19 protein-coding genes are annotated in these 17,018 nt (G+C 71.6%); 10 read left to right on the top strand and 9 right to left on the bottom strand.

Annotation, left to right across the window (positions count from 1 at the left end; all coding sequences use genetic code 11):
- Positions 1-3 precede the first annotated feature (3 nt).
- On the bottom strand, positions 4-1,095 hold the full coding sequence (locus FLX08_RS30665; RefSeq protein WP_142623752.1) for a tyrosine-type recombinase/integrase: 1,092 nt from the start codon (positions 1,093-1,095) through the stop codon (positions 4-6).
- A 53-nt stretch (positions 1,096-1,148) separates the two neighbouring features.
- A complete protein-coding gene (locus FLX08_RS30660) occupies positions 1,149-1,604 on the bottom strand; it encodes a ribosomal protein L7/L12 (RefSeq protein ID WP_142623751.1) in 456 nt (151 codons plus the stop codon).
- 215 nt (positions 1,605-1,819) lie between these two features.
- On the opposite strand from FLX08_RS30660, the gene FLX08_RS30655 reads away from it, so the two are divergent.
- From FLX08_RS30655 to FLX08_RS30645, 3 genes are all read left to right on the top strand, one after another.
- Positions 1,820-2,647, top strand: coding sequence for an MBL fold metallo-hydrolase (locus FLX08_RS30655; protein WP_167530629.1), 828 nt, complete (start codon positions 1,820-1,822; stop codon positions 2,645-2,647).
- 146 nt (positions 2,648-2,793) lie between these two features.
- Positions 2,794-3,651, top strand: a complete 858-nt coding sequence (locus tag FLX08_RS30650; RefSeq protein WP_167530628.1) for a helix-turn-helix domain-containing protein — start codon at positions 2,794-2,796, stop codon at positions 3,649-3,651.
- A 62-nt stretch (positions 3,652-3,713) separates the two neighbouring features.
- Positions 3,714-4,595 (top strand): NmrA family NAD(P)-binding protein, encoded by an 882-nt coding sequence (locus tag FLX08_RS30645; RefSeq protein WP_167530627.1) that lies wholly within the window; start codon positions 3,714-3,716, stop codon positions 4,593-4,595.
- Between the two features lie 22 nt (positions 4,596-4,617).
- On the opposite strand, the gene FLX08_RS30640 is transcribed toward FLX08_RS30645, so the two are convergent.
- Entirely contained in the window at positions 4,618-5,568 is a 951-nt protein-coding gene (locus FLX08_RS30640; RefSeq protein WP_341874358.1) for a DUF2218 domain-containing protein, read from the bottom strand.
- A 117-nt stretch (positions 5,569-5,685) separates the two neighbouring features.
- Here FLX08_RS30640 and FLX08_RS30635 point away from each other — a divergent pair, with 117 nt between their 5' ends.
- Complete coding sequence (locus FLX08_RS30635; RefSeq protein ID WP_167530626.1) at positions 5,686-6,321, top strand: ArsR/SmtB family transcription factor; 636 nt, start codon at positions 5,686-5,688, stop codon at positions 6,319-6,321.
- On the opposite strand, the gene FLX08_RS30630 is transcribed toward FLX08_RS30635, so the two are convergent.
- Positions 6,213-7,061 carry a phosphotransferase enzyme family protein gene (locus FLX08_RS30630; RefSeq protein WP_142623745.1) on the bottom strand — a complete coding sequence of 283 codons (849 nt, stop codon included), beginning with the start codon at positions 7,059-7,061 and terminating at the stop codon, positions 6,213-6,215. The genes FLX08_RS30635 and FLX08_RS30630 overlap by 109 nt on opposite strands.
- Positions 7,062-7,135: 74 nt before the next feature.
- Between FLX08_RS30630 and FLX08_RS30625 the strand changes: the two genes are divergently transcribed.
- The 3 genes from FLX08_RS30625 to FLX08_RS30615 all read left to right on the top strand — a co-directional run bounded on the left by FLX08_RS30625 (position 7,136) and on the right by FLX08_RS30615 (position 9,097).
- Positions 7,136-8,041: an aminoglycoside phosphotransferase family protein gene (locus FLX08_RS30625; RefSeq protein WP_142623744.1), complete on the top strand. Its 906-nt coding sequence runs from the start codon at positions 7,136-7,138 to the stop codon at positions 8,039-8,041.
- A 12-nt stretch (positions 8,042-8,053) separates the two neighbouring features.
- Positions 8,054-8,569 carry an ATP-binding protein gene (locus tag FLX08_RS30620; RefSeq protein ID WP_208761764.1) on the top strand — a complete coding sequence of 172 codons (516 nt, stop codon included), beginning with the start codon at positions 8,054-8,056 and terminating at the stop codon, positions 8,567-8,569.
- 108 nt (positions 8,570-8,677) lie between these two features.
- The gene (locus tag FLX08_RS30615; RefSeq protein WP_167530625.1) at positions 8,678-9,097 is read left to right on the top strand and encodes an ester cyclase; all 420 of its coding nucleotides are present in this window, start codon (positions 8,678-8,680) and stop codon (positions 9,095-9,097) included.
- 51 nt (positions 9,098-9,148) lie between these two features.
- Here the strand turns inward: FLX08_RS30615 and FLX08_RS30610 are convergent, their stop codons facing one another.
- Together FLX08_RS30610 and FLX08_RS30605 are read right to left on the bottom strand one after the other, a co-directional pair.
- Positions 9,149-9,916 carry a group II truncated hemoglobin gene (locus FLX08_RS30610; protein ID WP_142623742.1) on the bottom strand — a complete coding sequence of 256 codons (768 nt, stop codon included), beginning with the start codon at positions 9,914-9,916 and terminating at the stop codon, positions 9,149-9,151.
- Between the two features lie 57 nt (positions 9,917-9,973).
- Positions 9,974-10,861, bottom strand: coding sequence for a LysR family transcriptional regulator (locus tag FLX08_RS30605; protein WP_142623741.1), 888 nt, complete (start codon positions 10,859-10,861; stop codon positions 9,974-9,976).
- Between the two features lie 179 nt (positions 10,862-11,040).
- Here FLX08_RS30605 and FLX08_RS30600 point away from each other — a divergent pair, with 179 nt between their 5' ends.
- Positions 11,041-12,276, top strand: coding sequence for an MFS transporter (locus FLX08_RS30600; RefSeq protein ID WP_142623740.1), 1,236 nt, complete (start codon positions 11,041-11,043; stop codon positions 12,274-12,276).
- An 11-nt stretch (positions 12,277-12,287) separates the two neighbouring features.
- Here FLX08_RS30600 and FLX08_RS30595 read toward each other — a convergent pair whose 3' ends face one another.
- On the bottom strand, positions 12,288-13,235 hold the full coding sequence (locus tag FLX08_RS30595; RefSeq protein ID WP_142623739.1) for an alpha/beta hydrolase: 948 nt from the start codon (positions 13,233-13,235) through the stop codon (positions 12,288-12,290).
- A 41-nt stretch (positions 13,236-13,276) separates the two neighbouring features.
- Here FLX08_RS30595 and FLX08_RS30590 point away from each other — a divergent pair, with 41 nt between their 5' ends.
- Positions 13,277-13,753, top strand: a complete 477-nt coding sequence (locus FLX08_RS30590; protein ID WP_142623738.1) for a MarR family winged helix-turn-helix transcriptional regulator — start codon at positions 13,277-13,279, stop codon at positions 13,751-13,753.
- 97 nt (positions 13,754-13,850) lie between these two features.
- On the opposite strand, the gene FLX08_RS30585 is transcribed toward FLX08_RS30590, so the two are convergent.
- Positions 13,851-15,200, bottom strand: coding sequence for a nitroreductase/quinone reductase family protein (locus tag FLX08_RS30585; protein WP_142623737.1), 1,350 nt, complete (start codon positions 15,198-15,200; stop codon positions 13,851-13,853).
- Positions 15,201-15,750: 550 nt separating this feature from the next.
- Here FLX08_RS30585 and FLX08_RS30580 point away from each other — a divergent pair.
- The gene (locus tag FLX08_RS30580) at positions 15,751-16,482 is read left to right on the top strand and encodes a dienelactone hydrolase family protein (protein WP_142623736.1); all 732 of its coding nucleotides are present in this window, start codon (positions 15,751-15,753) and stop codon (positions 16,480-16,482) included.
- Between the two features lie 13 nt (positions 16,483-16,495).
- Here the strand turns inward: FLX08_RS30580 and FLX08_RS30575 are convergent, their stop codons facing one another.
- Positions 16,496-16,834: an HIT family protein gene (locus tag FLX08_RS30575; RefSeq protein WP_280117143.1), complete on the bottom strand. Its 339-nt coding sequence runs from the start codon at positions 16,832-16,834 to the stop codon at positions 16,496-16,498.
- Between the last annotated feature and the right edge of the window lie 184 nt (positions 16,835-17,018).

The following is a 17,018-nucleotide window of genomic DNA, read 5'->3' as shown; positions in this document are numbered from 1 at the left end:
CCGCTAGGCGTCCGGCCCGGCCTGGTCGTCCCGTACGGCCCGGCCGCGCCGGCGGCGCAGCAGCGGGTGCGACCCCATCGCCACCTCCAGCTCCCCGGGCAGGTCGTCGCGGTAGCGGCCGAGCGTCGACAGGTCGCTGTGGCCCAGCACCCGCCGCACCGCGTCCATGTCCGTGCCGTCGGCCAGCAGGTGCGTCGCCGTCGTGTGCCGTAACCCGTGCGGCGTCACCGCCCGGCGCCGCCCGGGATCCACCTGCCGCTGCACCCGGTCGATGACCGCCTGCACGTCGCCCCGCGCCAGCCGCCTGCCCCGCCACGACAGCAGCAGCGCCTTCTCGCCGTCCCCGCCCGCCCGCACCGCCAGGTACGCGTCGAGCGCGGAGGCGACGGCATCGGGCAGCGGGACGTCCCGGGTGCGCCCGCCCTTGCCGAAGATGCGCCAGTAACGCACCCCGTCGTTGGTGTAGAAGTCCTCCACGTTGGCCCGCACCAGCTCCGACACGCGCGGGCCCAGCGTGGTCAGCAGCAGCACCACCAGCGCGTCACGCACCTCCGTCCGCTGGTCGGCCCGCCTGCGCCGCCCCGCCCCCGAACCGGCCGTCTCCGCGGGCGGCGCGGCGGGCGAGGCCGCCGCCTCGATCAGGCCCTCGGCCTGCTCCCGGGTCAGCGCCCGGCGCTCCGGCCGCAGCCCGCCCCGCTCGCGCGCCCGCACCGACGAGGCCGCCATCGGATCCAGATGCACCCACCCCGCCGACGTGGCGTGCCGGAACAACGCCGACACCGACCGGCGGAACCTCGCCTGCGACGCCGCGCTCTGTCCCGTGTTTCCCCCGCTGCTCTTGTCCTGCCCGTCGCGCTTCCTGCGCTCGTCCGGCTTGCGCGCGAAGGCCAGCAGCACCGCGTCGACGTCCTCGCCGGTCAGGTCGTCCAGCACCCGGCCCGGCCCGGCCAGCCGTACGAACGTGGCCACGTCGCGCGCGTACACCTCGGCCGTGGAGGGCGACAGCGCACCGGTCACCGTCTTGGCGCGGACCAGCTCCACATAGCGATCCCCGGCCTCCTGCACGGTCAGCCTGTTCACCTGTACGGGCAGCATGATCGACACCGTACCGACCCGCACCGACAGCGGACAGCCCGGCGGCGTGTCTTCTACGCCTCGCCGGCGACGTCGATCGCGTCGACGAACCGCTCGGCCTCCGCCTGGCCCATGCCCGTCTCGCCGCGCACCAGGAACACCGCCTGCTCGCCGCGCCCGGCCGCCTTCAGCTCCCGCACCCGCGACGCCAGGTCCGGCCGCGCGTGGTCCGGAGCCACCGGCAGCGGCCGCCCGGCGGCCAGGGCCTCGGCCAGGTCCTTGGCCTCCTTCAGGCCGAGCCCGGTCTGCTCACGGATCAGCTTGATCGCTTCGATTTTCTTGTTCTCGGCGTACAGCTCCCGCACCCGGTGCTGCAGGTCGGCCGAGACCGGCGGCAGCAGGCCGGGGCTGCGCCAGGCCAGCGGCCCGGCGGGGCGTGCGCCGGCCCGCACCGCCGCGAGACCCACACCGAGAAGCGCGATCACGATGACGGCGAGGACCAACACCTCGACCGTGCCCAAGCCGAACATGTGATCATCGTAAGCCCCGCCCCATGCAACAGTCAGCCCTTCCGGACGAGCGCCGTCCCGTCTCCGTGCCGAAGCCGTGCCGCCGTCGCGTGCCTGACCACGACATGGACAGGCACGCGACGGCCGAGCCCTCGAATACTCGGGTCATGAGTTCGACCGCGACAACTCCAGCCCAGGCTCCGGGATTCGCGCGCACCAGCGTCGGTGGAATCACCGTGACCACCGTCTACGACGGGGCGCTGCCCATCCTCGCCACCGACATGCACGGCGAGTCGCCGGAGCGGATCAGCGAGCTCCTGGCTGACGGATTCCTCCCACCGGAGGGCGACCTCCTGACGGCCGTGAACACCTTCCTCTTCCGGACGGGCGGACGCACGGTGCTGGTCGACGCGGGCGCCGGCACCTCCCTCGGACCAGGCACCGGTCATCTGCTGGAGAACCTCCGCGCCGCCGGAGTCAGCCCGGAACTGGTCGACGACGTCCTCATCACGCACCTGCATCCCGACCACGCTTTCGGTCTCGTGACCGCGGGCGGGGAGGCGGCCTTCCCGTCCGCGACCGTCCACCTGTCGGCACTCGACGCTCAGCACTGGTTGAACGACGCCGCGGCCGCTGAGGGCGTGCACGCACAGATCCACCGATGGGCCGCGCAGGCGCTGACGCCCTATCGTGCCCGCGGCCGGTTCTCCACCTTCGCCTACGGTGAGCAGCCGGTGCGGGGCGTGACCTCGGTCGATCTCCACGGCCACACCCCAGGTCACAGCGGCTACCTGGTGAGCGGTGACGGGGAGCGGCTGCTGTTGTGGGGTGACACCATGCACAGTCACACCGTTCAGTTGCGGGCCCCGCACGTCGCGATGGACATCGACAGCGATCGGCCTGGTGCCCGCGCCGCCCGCATGCGCATCTTGGACGAGATCCGGATGCGGGGGTGGGTGGTCGGGGGCGCTCATCTTCCCTTCCCCGGCATCGGGCGTATCCGGTTCCGTCAGGGTGAGGCCCGGTGGGTGCCCGCGCCGTACCGTCCGCTGGAGTGCGCATGACCATCGACCCTGCCTCAGCCGCCCCTGCCTCAGCCGAGACGGCCGCACGCGGCGCCTGCGCGCGTTCCCGCGCGAGCGGCGCGGGCCCGCAGAGCAGGATGCCCGGCGCGACCAGGCCACTGGGCGCGAGACATGATGGAGGGGTGATGGCCGGCAAGTCGTCGTCGGAGGAGCTCGGTGAGTTTCTCCGGGCACGTCGTGCCGCAGTGACCCCACAGGAGCTCGGCATCACCCCCTCGTACGGCGACCGCCGGAGGGTGCCGGGGCTCAGACGGGAGGAGCTCGCCGAGCTGGCCGGGCTCAGCACGACGTACTACACCCGCTTGGAGCGAGGCGAGAGCCATCAGGTTTCGGATGCGATCCTGGAGGCCGTCGCACGGGCGCTGAAGCTGTCACCCGACGAGCGTGCGCACCTCTACCGCCTGGCACGGGCCCTCCCGCCGGTCCGGGGGACCGGCAACGAGGACCACGTCCGCGATCCCATCCGTGACCTCGTCGGCAGCAGCCTCGGCGCGGTCGTGCTCGTGGGACGGCGCACCGACATCCTCGCGGGCAACCCGCTCGGATACGCGCTGTGGTGCCTCACGACCGCCGAGATCGCCGCCATCGGGACACCTGACGCGCCGAATCAAGCCCGGCGGGTCTTCCTCGGCCCTCGTTTCCGCGATCTGTTCGCCGACTGGGAGCGCCAGGCCGAGGATCTCGTGTCCTACCTGCGGCTGGCGACGGCGGAGCGGCCCGACGACCTCGCCCTCCACCGGCTCGTCTCCGAGCTCGCCACCGGCAGCGAGGACTTCGCCCGCCTGTGGCGCGACCACCCGGTACGCGACTGCCTGCACACCGTCCGCCGCTATCGGCATCCCCTCGTCGGCGAGCTGGAGCTGAACGAGGAGATTCTCCGCCTGCCCGACGATCCGGGGCAGCGTCTGATCGTGAGCGCGGCCAAGGCGGGCACGCGCTCGGCCGACCGGCTCGCACTTCTCGGCGTCCGCGTCGCCGGCTGACCGCCGGCCCGCGCGCACGCCGGTCGTCAACCCAGTCAAGATCCGATACGCGAGGAGCACGTGTGATTGTCGTCTCATCCGCCACCAGCGACACCGGTTCCGCCGTCGCCGAGGCATTGCTCGCCGCCGGACACCGGATTCGGGTGCTGGGCCGCGACCGCGGCCGGCTTCAGCGATTCGTGGAGCGCGGCGCCGAAGCGGCCGAAGTATGTCCCGACGACCCCCACGGCCTCCGGGAGGCCTTCGCCGGTGCCCGCGCGGCGTTCGTCATGATCGCACCCGGCCTCATCCCCGGCAGCAGCGACTTCCCCGCCTACCAGCGGCGCGTGATCAGCGCTTATCGTCAAGCGCTCGACGCGCTCGACGGCCTCACCCGGGTCGTCGGCCTGAGCGGCTGGGCCGCGAGTTACGCCGGTGCCCGTGGCCCGGTGTGGGGGCTGCGGCCGTTCGAAGAAGCGCTCGACACCCTGACCGGTGTGGAGGTGACCCACCTGCGGGCCGGGTGGTTCATGGAGAACACCCTGCCGATGATCGAAGAGGTGCGGGCCACCGGCACCGCCCACGGGCTCATCCCCGGGGACATCCCTCTCCCGGCCATCGCCACGGCCGACATCGGCGCCGTCGCCGCGGATCTTCTCACCGGGCGCCGCAGGGCCGGCACCGGCACGCTCGAACTGCAGGGTCCCCGGGACATCACGCTCGACGAGATCATCGCCGCTATCGGACAGGCAGTTGGACGCCCTGGGGCGCGCTACGAACGGATCGACGCCGCCGCGATGCGCGAGCGTCTTCTCGCTGCCGGGTTCTCCCCGCACATGGCGGACGGCACCACCGCCATGATGACCGACGTCGCCGAACGCCGGATCGTCATGACCCAGCCGCGTGACACCGAGACCGCGACACCGACGACCTTCGAGGAGTTCCTCGCCCGTGTGATCGGCTGACCCCCGCACAAGCCCTCGCGGGTCAGCCCACCCGCCGGGCGATCGTGATCCCGTCGCGCACCGGCAGCATCACCGACTCGACCCGGCTGTCCCGCGCGATCGTCTCGTTCAGGCGGCGTACGGCCACCTGCGCGTCCCCCTGGAAGGCCGGGTCGAACACGCGCCCGCCCTGGAACACGTTGTCGAGCACGACCAGCCCGCCCGGGGTGAGCCGGGTGACCACCTCCTCGTAGTAGTCGGGGTAGCCCTGCTTGTCGGCGTCGATGAAGGCGAAACCGATGGACGGCTCGGCGGGAAGCGCGCGCAGCGTCTCCAGCGCCGGCCCGATCCGCAGGTCGACGCGGTCGGCCACACCGGCGCGCTCCCAGTAGTTCCTGGCGATCGACGTCCACTCCGTGCTCACGTCGCACGCCAGCAGCCGCCCGTCCGGCGGCAGTCCCCGGGCGATGCAGATCGAGGAGTAGCCGGTGAACACCCCCACCTCGACGGCCAGGCGGGCGCCCGACAGGCGCACCAGCATCGTCAGCAGGGCGCCCTCGTCGTGCGAGACCTGCATCCCGGCCGCGCCGCCCGTCTCCTCCCGCGTCCTGACCACCAGGTCGTTCAGCACCTCGTCGGCAGGGGAGCAGTGCGTGAGCAGGTAGTCGTCCACGACCGGCGACACGGCCCACGCCGCGTCGCCCGCGACCGGGGGCGACCAGTCGGCCGCGAGCTCCTCCTGGGTGGCGAACCGCAGCAGGTGACGGGCGACGACGTCCTGCACGCCGAGCAGCGATTCGGCGTCGGCGGCGGTCGCGATCATCTCCAGTCCGCCGTCGTGCGGCCGCAGCACGCACCGCCCGGACCGCACCTCGATGACCGCCCGGCCGTCGCCGCCGAGCACGGCCTGCGCCTTGTGGCCCATGTGCGACACGAGCTGCTTGATGTAGCGCTCGGGCCTGTCGGTGACGACGTGCGCCGTCGAATGAGGCATCGGCTTCCTCCAGTGACACATCAAGCGTTGATATTTTCCGACGCTTCCGGTCCGGTGATTGTGATGGGCGGCTCGCCGGTTTGTCAAAGCGTCGACCATCCTCGACACTTTTCTCCCGTGAACGACGAGAAGACGACGGGGGAGCGTCCCGGCACGCCCCCGGGCGGGCCCGAGCTCCTGGAGCTGCGCACCCCCGAGCAGTTCAAGGCCCTCGGCCACCCCGTCCGTCACCGCATCGTCAACCTGCTCCGCCAGCGCCCCGCCACACTGGGAGAACTGGCCACGGCACTGCACGCCGCCAAGGGCACCGTCGCCTACCACGTCCGCGTCCTGCGCGACGCAGGCATCGTCCGCCTCGCCGGCACCCGGCACGTACGCGGCGGCACCGAACAGACCCTCGCCCTGGTCAGCCGCGGCTTCCGGCTGCACAAGGACGCCGAACCCGGACCCGGCTTCCTCGTCAGGGCCGCCCTCGCCGAGATGCTCCCCGCCCGGCCGGGACAGCCCGAGCACACCCAGCTCAACCACCTCTGGCTCACCCGGCAGGAGGCCGACGCGCTCATCGCCCGCCTCCGCGACCTCCCGCCCCCTCCCGGGCGCACCCCACCCCCCGGCGGCGAGCCGTACGGGCTGCTGCTGTCGCTCTACCCCGCCGACATCCCCACCCTGCCGCCCGTCCCTTCGGACGGAGGCTCCGGCGAGGGGGACGGCGACAGTGCCGAGGACAGCGCCGAGACGAACAGCGCCTCGTGACGCGCGACGTGCGCGCTGTCGGTGACATACAGCACGTCGTGCCCCTCTGCGACATGAGCGGCGAACGCCTCATGACCCGCCGCCGCCTCCGCACGCATGTGGGCCACCAGATGCGCCAGCCGCGCCCGCGCCGTCCGCGGCAACGCCTCCCGGTCCGCCGCGCCGAGCCCGTAAGCGTCGGCGAACACCCGCAGCCGCCGCGCCTGCTCCTCCACCCCGGGAGCACTCTCGTCACGGCCGCGATCGTGCAACGGCACGAACCGGTAGGCGGCATAGGCCACATCCCACACCCGCGGCCCCGGATGCGCGGTGTCGAAGTCGATGAACGCCACCGGCCGCCCCTCCCGGAAGACGCAGTTGTACGGCGCCACGTCACCGTGGCAGACCACCTCCGCCGGAGCGCGCGGCGGGAAGTACCACTCGGCGCCCTCCGGCGGCGCGAACCCCACCGTCGCGTCGTGGTAGCCCCGCAGCAACACCCCGGCCCCGGCCAGCGCCTCATCGGTCATCACGTACGCCGGCAGGGGATAGCCGGGCACCTCGCCCGGGACGAAGTCCAGCACCTCCCGGCCCTCGCCGTCGCACCCGTACGCTCTCGGCGCTCCGCCGAACCCTGCCACCGCCAGATGGCCCAGCAGGGCGTGCACCACCGGTGTCCACCGGCGGGCCGGCCGGCGCACCGTGCCTCCCACCCGGACGACACGGTTGACTCCGCCCCCGGTCAGCTCCTCCTCTGCCATGCCGTGATCGTAGGAGAACCGGCGCGGGGGAAAACCCGTTGCACGGCCGCGAGGGCGGCGGCGACACTCCCGGGGTGGCCGACCAACCGCACCCGGACGGGCGCGCCGGAATCGACGCGGCACTGGTGAGACGACTGATCGCCGACCAGTTCCCGCAATGGCGCCACCTGCCCGTGACACCGGTCCCGGTCGACGGCTGGGACAACCGCACCTACCGGCTCGGCGAGACCATGACCGCCCGGCTCCCGACCGCGGCCGGCTACGCACCGGCCGTCGCCAAGGAACACCGGTGGCTGCCGATCCTCGCCCCCTTGTTGCCCGTCGCCGTGCCCGAACCGCTGGTCAAGGGCGCCCCGGGGGCGGGATATCCGTTCGAATGGTCCGTCCGGAGGTGGCTGGACGGGGAGACCGCCTCCGCCGACGGCATCGACGACCTGCCCGCGTTCGCCGTATCGGTGGCCGAGTTCCTGCTCGCCCTCCAGAGCGCCGACGCCACCGACGGGCCGCGGGGCGGCGCGCACAGTTTCCACCGCGGCACGTCCCCGGCCCACTACGACGACGAGACCCGCCGCGCCCTGGCCGCCCTCGAGGGCCGGGTCGGCACCGCGCGCGCCAGGGCCGTCTGGGACGCCGCCCTGGAGGCGACCTGGCAGGGCAGGCCCGTGTGGTTCCACGGCGACATCGCAGCCGGAAACCTGCTCGTCGAACAGGGACGGCTGACCGCCGTCATCGACTTCGGCACCTCGGGCGTCGGCGACCCCGCCTGCGATCTGGTCATCGCCTGGACCATGTTCAGCGGGGACAGCAGGCGCGCCTTCCGCACGGCCGTACGCCAGGACGACGCCACCTGGGCGCGGGCCCGGGGATGGGCGCTGTGGAAGGCCCTGATCATCCTGGCCCAGGTCATCGGCACCAACGAGAGACAGGCCGCCGGCCGGCTTCGCGTGATCGACGAGATCCTGGCCGACCACGACGCCTGACCGTGCGGGACAATGAGGTATGACCCCGGCGCGGACCCCGGAGCGATGACCAGGCGGGAGGTCGCCGTCCTCGTCGGGCTGCAGGCATCCGGCAAGACCACCTTCTACCGGCAGCACCTGGTGGCGACACACGTCCACGTCAGCAAGGACAACTGGCCGAACGCCCGCCGCCGGCAGCGGCGCCAGCTCCGGACCATCGCCGAGTCCCTGGAGCAGGGGCGCGACGTGGCCGTGGACAACACCAATCCCTCACCCGAGGAGTGGGGCCCGCTCGTCGTCGCCGCACGGGAGCACGGCGCCCGGGTCGTGGCCTACTGGTTCCCTCCCGACCTCGCGGCGTCCCTGGAGCGCAACGCGCTACGGCCCGGCCGTGCGCGGGTGCCCGAGGTCGGCATGTACGCGACGGTGAAACGCCTGCGCCGCCCGCGCCTGTCGGACGGGTTCGACGCGGTCCGTACTGTGACCTTCGACGGCCGCGGCGGCTTCGCCGTACGGGAGGAGGACGATCCCGGCGAGCGGCCGCGCTGAAGCGGTGAGCAGGCGCGGCAGGCGTGAACAGGGCCCGGCAAAAACTGCGGCGAGAGGGGCGCGCCGCCGCGCTCGCAGGGCATCCACCGATAAGGGAGGGCCGACATCGTGGGTGAAGCCCGCCGGGTGCGCGACAGATACAACGCCTCGTTCAATGCGCATGACATTGGCGCGCTGCTCAGCACGGTCGGCCCCGACGCGGCCATCCTCAGCCCCGAAGGCCTCGCCGAGGGCCGCGAGGAACTCGGCTCCTACCTGGAGGAGTTCTGGGCGGCGTTCCCGGACGTGCACACCGTGGTCCTGGAGTCGTTCGACGCCGGCGACACGACGATCGACGAGGTCGTGTTCATCGGCACCCACAAGGGGCCCTACGTGGGACCGGGCGGCAAGGTCATCCCGCCGACGGGCCGCCCGCTGAACCTCCGCGCCTGCTACGTCTGCACGATCGAAAACGGGTTGATCGTCAGCATGCGCGTCTATCTCGACCAGCTGGAACTGCTGTCCCAGCTCGGCGTGCCGCCCGCGTGACCCGCCGAGGATTTCACGACGTGGGATCAGGGGTGGGATCAGGAGGTGGGATCAGGAGGTGGGGGAGTAGGGCGGGGCCACACCCCACCCCCATCGGGGCACCGGAGCCTGCTGCGGAGGACGGGCGCCGGGCTGGGAGTTGGCCAGGGCGAGACGGGTGCCCCACTCGATGTAACCCGCGAAGGCGGCGCGAAACTCGGGATCGCCGGGCAGCCCGGCTACGTCGGCGGCGTCCATGAGCAGACCCACCCAGCGGCGGCGCTGAGGTTCGCTGATGGCCTTGCCGAGATGCTGGACCAGCATGTGGTGGTAGCCGCCCCGCTCGTTGGTGTAGCGGGACGGCCCGCCGAACACCTCCGCCAGCCACATCGCGACATACTTCGGGTGGCCCGGGTCCATGTGGGCGAAGAGCGGACCGATCAGGTCGTCGGCGAGAACCTGCTCGTAGAACGTCTCGGTGAGCCGCTCGAACGCCTCGGCGCCACCCGCCCAGTCGTACAGGCTCGGCACCGAGGATCCGGTGCCGCGCACCGCGGTGCGCTCGTAGTGCCGCATCTCCTCGATCTGCCGCACATAGGGCTTGATCGCGGAGAAGAACGCCGCGAAGTGCTCGCCACCCCGGAAACCCTTCAGGTGATCCTCGGCCGAGGTCCACATGATGCGCAGGATGTACCATCCGGGCTCGTCCACGCACCGGGACAGTTCGTAGTCCACACACTGCGGCGCGGCCGCCAAGGGCACCGCGGCACGTGCGTAGGCGGCTTCGAACGCTTCCGCGTCCTGCCGGTCGATCCGGTAGCGGATGTACTCGACGATCATGTGAGCACCACTCCGGAGGTCGCGCCGTCGAAAGATACGATCATGCTTTCAGTGTAATCATGTAACAGCGACATGCGCGGGGTAACCGGCGTCGATCAGCTCAAGGAAGGCCGTGGCCGCCGGAGACGGCCGGTTGTCCCAGATCAGGTGCTCCACCCGGGTGGGAGCGTCGCGAAGACGGATGACGCGCAGGCCGGGAAAGCGCGGCGCGTACGCGGCGGGAAGCATCCCCACGCCGAGGCCCTGCCGCACAAGATCGACCATGAGGTCGGCGGACGACACCTCGAAGGGCACCTCACGCCGCACCCCCGCGGCCGCGAAGGCCTCGTCCGACTGCGCCCGACCGGCCGCGCCGACACGGAAGTCGATGAACGGCTCGTCCGCCAGGCCCCGCAGGTCCGCCTCGGTCTCCGCCCGGTGATAGTCGGGTGCGACCACCGCGACCAGCTCGCCGCCGCCAAGACGGCGACTTCGAACGCCCCGGGGCTCCGCACGCGGCGGCAGGCCGAGGAACGCGACGTCGACAGCGCCCTGCCGGACCCGCTCGACCAGCTCGTCGCTGCCCGCCGCGGTGAGCGTGATGCGCACCCGCGGATAACGCCGGCGATAGTCCCGCAGGGCGAGCGGCAGATCGACGGCCGCCACCGTGGGGATGGTGCCCACGGCGAGCCGCCCGCGGATCTCCCCGGCGGCGGCCGCGACCTCGGCCCGCGCGCGGTCCGCGGCCTCCAGGCACTCCCGCGCCGCCGCGAGGAACGCCTCTCCGGCCGGCGTCAGCCGCACGCGCCGGCTCGTCCGCTCGAACAACCGCGCGCCCAGCTCCCGCTCCAGGGCCGCGACCTGATGACTGAGCGCCGACTGCACCACCCGGCAGCGCTCGGCCGCCCGGGTGAAGTTCCTGGTCTCCGCGACCGCCACGACATACCTCAGTTGCTGCAGCTCCACCCGACCATGATGAACGACGATCGATGTTGATGAAAACTATGTGTTGGACTCATCGATAGGCGATCGCCCACCCTGGATGACGGCGGCCACAGGGCCCTCCGCCGCCGCCCCCCTCCGCCGCGCCGCGTGGCCGAACGACGCCCCGCCGGCAGGCGAACGACCAACCAGAAAGAACACCAATGGCCACCCAAGGCACACACCCGCACTCGGCCGCCAGAGCATGGCTCGGCGTCGCGGCGATCACCGCCAGCCTCTTCGTCTTCCTCACCACCGAGCTGATGCCCGTCGGCCTGCTCACCCCGATGAGCACGAGCCTGCGCATATCCGTGGGCGCCGCCGGGCTGATGGTCACCCTGTACGGCGTCTCCGCCGGCCTCGGCGTGCCTTTCATCGTGGCGTGGACCAGGCGCGTCAACCGGCGCGTCCTGCTGTCCACGCTCCTGGCGATACTGACCGTGGGAAACACGATCACCGCGATCTCCCCGGACTATCCGCTGGTCCTGACGACACGGCTCGTCATGGGCTTCGCCAGCGGGGTGTTCTGGGCCATCGGCGTGAGCATGGCCATGCGCCTCGTCGCGGAACGCCACACGAGCCGGGCCGCCGCGATCGTGATGTCCGGCATCTCGATCGCCGCGGTCGTGGGCATACCACTCGGAACGGTCCTGGAAAGCCTCACCGGCTGGCGCACCACGTTCCTCATCTGGGCCGGCCTCAGCGCGCTGGTCTTCCTCACGGTCGTCACCGTCATCCCGTCGCTGCCGTCGACGAACGCGGTCTCGGTGCGGGAGGTCTTCGGCCTCCCGCTGAAGAACGTGCCGCTGCGCCTGGTGCTGTTCACCATCGTCCTCTTCGTGCTCGGCCACTTCGGCGCGTACACGTTCGTCCGCCCCTACCTGGAGGACAGCGCGTCCGCCACGCCCTTCTTCATCACCGCGGCGCTGATGGTGTACGGCGCGGGCGGCGCCGCCGGCAACTTCGTCGCCGGATACACCGTGACCAAGAGCCTCAGGGGCAGCTTCATCGCCGGCTGCGCGGGACTCGTGACGTCGTTGCTGCTGCTGCTCACGATCGCGCACGGGCAGGCCGGAGCGGTCATCACGCTGGTGCTCTGGGGCGTCTCCTTCGGCGTCGTCCAGCTCTCCCAGGTCAACCTGACCCAGGCCGCCGCGCCCGACACCTTCGAAGCCGCCATGTCGCTCAACACCATGGCGTACAACACCTCCATCGCACTCGGCGCGCTGTTCGGCGGCCTGTTCGCCGATCACCTGGGCGTCACCAGCGTCGTCTGGTTCGGCGTGACGCTGACGGCGGCCTCGCTGCTCCTCACCCTCGCCACCCGCCGGAGGGCCACCCGCCCCGTCCCCGGCGACGCACCGGCGCCCGCCCCCGCGCAGACGGCCGACCGGGCATGAGCACCCACTGATCACGACCCGGCCGAGCGGCTCCCGGCGGGGGAGAAAACGCGCGGCGCGCCCCCGGCGCGGATCCGCTGGCCGAGGAACAAGGCCGCCCGGTCCAGCGCCTCGTCCGCCTCGTCCAGCACACCGGCGAACGACTGGAACACGTGCGGCACGCCCGCGGTGACGTCCAGGATCACGTCCACTCCCGCCGCCCGGGCACGCTCGGCCAGGCGCGTGGAGTCGTCCAGCAGGAGCTCGTTGGTGCCCACCTGAAGCAGCATCGGGGGAAACCCGGTCAGATCGGCGAGGACCGCCGGGCTGAGCAGAGGCTGGCGCGGGTCGGCCCCGCCGAGGTACATGGCCCCGGTGCGTTCGAGAGCCTCCCGGGTGAAGATCGGATCGATGCCTTCCTTGGTGTCCACGCTCTCGCCCGTACGGGTGGCGTCGAGACCGGGGGAGAACGCCACGATGGCGGCGGGCAGCGGAAGACCCGCGTCGCGCGCGGCGAGGCAGGTGGTGACCGCGAGGCCGCCGCCCGCGGAGTCCCCGGCGAACGCGACGGCCGAGGGGTCTTCGCCGCTGTCGAGCAGGGCGCGGTAGGCGCCCACGGCGTCGTCGATCGCGGCGGGGAACGGATGCTCGGGGGCGAGCCGGTAGTCCAGCGAGTAGGCCGCGAAGCCGGTCCTGACCACCAGGTTTCCCGTCAGCGACAGGGCGGTCTCGGGGGATCCGAAAACCCAGCCGCCGCCGTGGAAGTACAGGATCGTCCCGGCGCGTTGCCCGTCGTCCGGCTCGACACGCAGAGCGGGCCGGTCGCCGAGCGTCGTCCGCGTGACACGAATGGCGTCCGGCACGATCATCTGCGCCATCAGCGCCGCGAAGCCGGTGCGGAGGGCCTCGACCGACCGGGGTCCTTCGGGTCGCGGCCGTCGCAGTATCGCGTCGATCCGGGCGCGCTGTTGCTTGCTCATGAGTGCTCCCACCAGAAGTAGATGCCCGTACACTATATGCCGTGGCATCTAAATCGAACGGGGACCCAACCGGCCTCCAGGGCTTCTTCGCCGATCTCGTCCGATGCGAGACGCGCCTCTACAACGCCCTCAACGACCGGCTGCGGGAACGGCACGGGATCGTCACCTCCCAGTTCGAGGCCCTGCGCCACCTGCGCGACCACCCCGGATCTCGCGTGGCGGACCTCGCCGCCGAGTTCGCCGTCGGCATCGGCGCGACCAGCAAGGGCGTCGACCGCCTCGAAAAGCACGGATGGGTCGTCCGCCGGCCCAACCCGGCCGATCGCCGCTCCTCCCTGCTGGCCCTGACCGACGAGGGCACGCGGCTCGTCGACGCGGCGGAGGCCACCGTGACCGACGCGCTGGCCGAGCTGATCGGAGACACCCTCGACGGCTCCCCGGGGGAGGCCACCCGGCAGGTCCTCGCCACGCTGCGCTCCCTGCTCGAACGCCGCCAGATCGGCATGCCCACAGGCTGACGCGAGCCCCACCACCCGATCGGCCGCGACCCTCCGAGAAGGGACGCCGGCTCGTTCCGATCGGGTGGTCAGAGGCGTCTTCAGGGGCGGGTCAGCATCACCTCGGGCTCCCCGCCCGGGTGCCGGCGACCCAGTCCGCGAGGCGGCGCAGGAACGTCACGGCCAGGGGAGGAGGGTCCTGCGCCATCACACTCGCGTGAAAGGCATGCGGCATGCCCTCGTACAGGTCCACGGTCACGTCGGCACCGGCGGCCGCGGCGGCCGCCGCGAAGCGCCGCGTGTCGTCCAGCAGCACCTCAGCGGTCCCGGCCACGAGCAGCAACGAGGGCAGGCCGCGCAGATCCCCGTGGAGCGGAGACTGGGGAGCCCGATCGGCGGGGGCTCCGGCCAGATACTGCGCGATGACGTGCTCGGCGACCCGGCGATCGATCACGTCTCCGCCGTCGTCGACGTCCAGGGACCGGCTCGACAGGGTCAGATCGGTCAGCGGGGAGACCGCGACGGCCGCGCCGGGCAGGGGATCGCCCGCCTGCTTGAGCGCCAGCAACGCCGACAGGACGAGTGTCCCGCCCGACGACTCGCCGCACACGATGACGCGATCGGCCGGCACCCCCTGCTCCAGCAGGCTCCGATACACCGCCACGACGTCGTCCAACGCCGCGGGATACGGGTGGGCGGGGGCCAGCCGCTGGTCCACCTTGAACACGGGACGCCCGGTGGCCTCCGACAGCCGCCAGGCCATGAGAGGCTCCAGCGCCGGCTGGGCGCGCTCGAAACCGCCTCCGTGCACGTACAGCGTGACGCCGTCCCCGGCGGCCGGCCCTCCCGCCGCGCCGACCCACAGCCCCGGAACGCCTCCGGTGTGCGCGAGCGCGGGCGTCACGTCGGCGCCGAGCGCCGGAGCACCGGTGACCAGGGACTGCATCGCGGCCATCACGGCCGGGCGGTCGCCGGAGCCGGCGGGGACCCGCGTGACGCGCAGACGATCCCCGTCACGCGGCGAAGCGGCGCCTTCCGGCAGGTCCGAGAAGGAAACGGCACGCGGAGTCAACGCCACGACCGGCAGGACGCGGCCCGACCTCACCTCGTAGTCGGCCCAGCCGGCATCGGCTTCCACGGCCCGGGCGAACAGCCGATCGCGTTCCTCACCCTCCAGAACGGTGGCCTCCGCCTCGATCGTGAGGATCCCGGTCTCCACCGTGACACGGGAATCGGCACGCAGATTGTGATACCAGGCCGGGTGGCGCGGCGCACCGCCGGCCGAGGCGATGACCAGCATCCGGCCTCCCTCGTCATCCAGGTAGCCCAGGGGGACCGTACGACGGACCCCCGAACGGGCGCCGGTGGTGGTCAGGAGGAGCAGCCTGACTCCCTCGAAAGGGCCGCCCACCTTCCCACGGTTGGCGCGGAACTCCTCGATGATCTGCTGATTGAAGTCGTACGGCATTCTCTGCTTTCTTGTTCCGGGCTTTTCTTGATGCCGGGATTTTTTTGATGCCGGGATTTCTTGATGCCGGCGTTTTCCGGGCATGGCGAATCGACCGCCTCGCCGCATCAGGGCAGGCGGTTGTGAAGGAATGGCGGAAACGCGCACGGCACAAAGGGGACGACGGGCGGCGATTTCGCCGGCGCCGCAGGCCGCGCCGAATACGCGGAAGGAAGAATTTCAGATCACGAGGTCGAAGATGCGGCGGGCCTCGCGCCCGCCCGGCCCTCACGCCGTGGCCGGGTGCCTCACTCGCTTGTGGCCCATGGCCGACCCGGCAGTCACGGAGCTCACGCTATCGCCACCTCGGGAATGCGGCAATACCGCACCCGTCCCCATTTGTGACACGGTGGGGGACGGGCCCGCCCTGCCGTGATAAGTTCACCGTCACCGCGCATCGCGGCGACCCGAGGAGGTGAGACCGATCAACGCTGTGACAGGTCGGGACTCCCTCCTTCGCATCGCCTAGGGGAGTGCCCGCAGAAGGCATTTTCGAAAGGCGTGAAACGCCGTGCGCTTCATCTCCCACACGTCGTCCGACGGCGTCACCGAACAACTCTTCACCCTCGATGAACTCCCCGGTGTGCTCTGGACACCGGAAAACGCCACCGGCGCTCGTCCTCTCATCCTGATGTGTCATGGCGGCGGCCGGCACAAGAAGGACCCCGACATCCTGGCCCGCGCGCACCGCTACGTCACCGGGGGCGGTTTCGCCGTCGCGGCGGTGGACGTGCCCGGCCACGGCGACCGTCCGACAGACGACAGGTACGACAAGATCGCGACGGAGAACCAGGCTCGCGTGGCGGCGGGGGAGGAGCTCGCTCCGCTGACCGCCGCCTTCCAGGCGCTCGTGGCTCGCCAGACCGTCCCGGAATGGCGGACGGCGCTCCAGGCGCTCCAGCGGCTCGACCACGTCGGCATCGGCCCGGTGGGCTACTGGGGCGTGTCCTTGGGGTGCGGCCTCGGCGTTCCGTTCGTCGCCGCCGAACCCCGGGTCCGTGCGGCGGTGCTGGGCATGGGCGGGGCGTCGGCATCGGCCGAGGCCGCCGCGAGGATCACCGTGCCGGTGCGGTTCCTGCTCCAGTGGGACGACGAACGGGTGCCGAGGGCCCAGGGCCTGGCGCTGTTCGACGCCTTCGCCTCGGCCGACAAGACCCTGCACGCCAACCCGGGCAGGCACGGCGAGCTCCCCGAGTGCGAGATCGACAGCTCACTACGCTTCTTCCAACGACACCTCGGCTGAGTCCACCTCCGCGTCACGCGTGAGCGGACAGGACCGCGCGCAGGCGGCCGGCGAGGTCGGCCGCCTGCTGCGCCGACCAGGGAATCACTCCGTTCTCGGTCATCAGCGCGTGATACTGCTGCTGCTCGTAAGGGGTGCCTGGAGGCAGGGGAGCGATATGCCAGTGCAGGTGGGCGTTGCCCTGCCGGCTGCCCAAGGACAACAGGTAGGTGCGCTCGGAGGGGACGACCGCCTCGACCGCCAGGGCGATCCGGCGGACCGTCCGCATCAGCCGTAGGTAGGCGTCTTCGTCAAGGTCCCGGACGGCATGCTCGACATGGGCTCGGGGAGCCACCAGGACCTTGCCGGGCACTATAGGCGGCCATGAGCCTGATCAGCCGGTGTCCGATCATCGACCGAAAGAACGGACACCGCGTTCTATACCGGACAGAATTCACCTTCTGTCCGATATAGGGATGAACGGGGACATTTGCCGTATTCGTGGAGGGGTGTGCGGCCGGGAGCATGATCTCGGGATAGGAGTGTCGAGAATGCGG

Source organism: Microbispora hainanensis (assembly GCF_006874475.1).
GTDB lineage: Bacteria > Actinomycetota > Actinomycetes > Streptosporangiales > Streptosporangiaceae > Microbispora > Microbispora hainanensis.
This window is presented reverse-complemented; position numbering and strand designations above follow the sequence as displayed.

Coding starts and splice junctions, on each gene's coding strand:
- FLX08_RS30665 (WP_142623752.1), bottom strand. CDS start 1,095: ATGCTGCCCGTACAGGTGAACAGGCTGACCGTGCAGGAGGCCGGGGAT.
- FLX08_RS30660 (WP_142623751.1), bottom strand. CDS start 1,604: ATGTTCGGCTTGGGCACGGTCGAGGTGTTGGTCCTCGCCGTCATCGTG.
- FLX08_RS30650 (WP_167530628.1), top strand. CDS start 2,794: ATGGCCGGCAAGTCGTCGTCGGAGGAGCTCGGTGAGTTTCTCCGGGCA.
- FLX08_RS30640 (WP_341874358.1), bottom strand. CDS start 5,568: ATGCCTCATTCGACGGCGCACGTCGTCACCGACAGGCCCGAGCGCTAC.
- FLX08_RS30630 (WP_142623745.1), bottom strand. CDS start 7,061: ATGGCAGAGGAGGAGCTGACCGGGGGCGGAGTCAACCGTGTCGTCCGG.
- FLX08_RS30620 (WP_208761764.1), top strand. CDS start 8,054: ATGAGGTATGACCCCGGCGCGGACCCCGGAGCGATGACCAGGCGGGAG.
- FLX08_RS30610 (WP_142623742.1), bottom strand. CDS start 9,916: ATGATCGTCGAGTACATCCGCTACCGGATCGACCGGCAGGACGCGGAA.
- FLX08_RS30600 (WP_142623740.1), top strand. CDS start 11,041: ATGGCCACCCAAGGCACACACCCGCACTCGGCCGCCAGAGCATGGCTC.
- FLX08_RS30595 (WP_142623739.1), bottom strand. CDS start 13,235: ATGAGCAAGCAACAGCGCGCCCGGATCGACGCGATACTGCGACGGCCG.
- FLX08_RS30585 (WP_142623737.1), bottom strand. CDS start 15,200: ATGCCGTACGACTTCAATCAGCAGATCATCGAGGAGTTCCGCGCCAAC.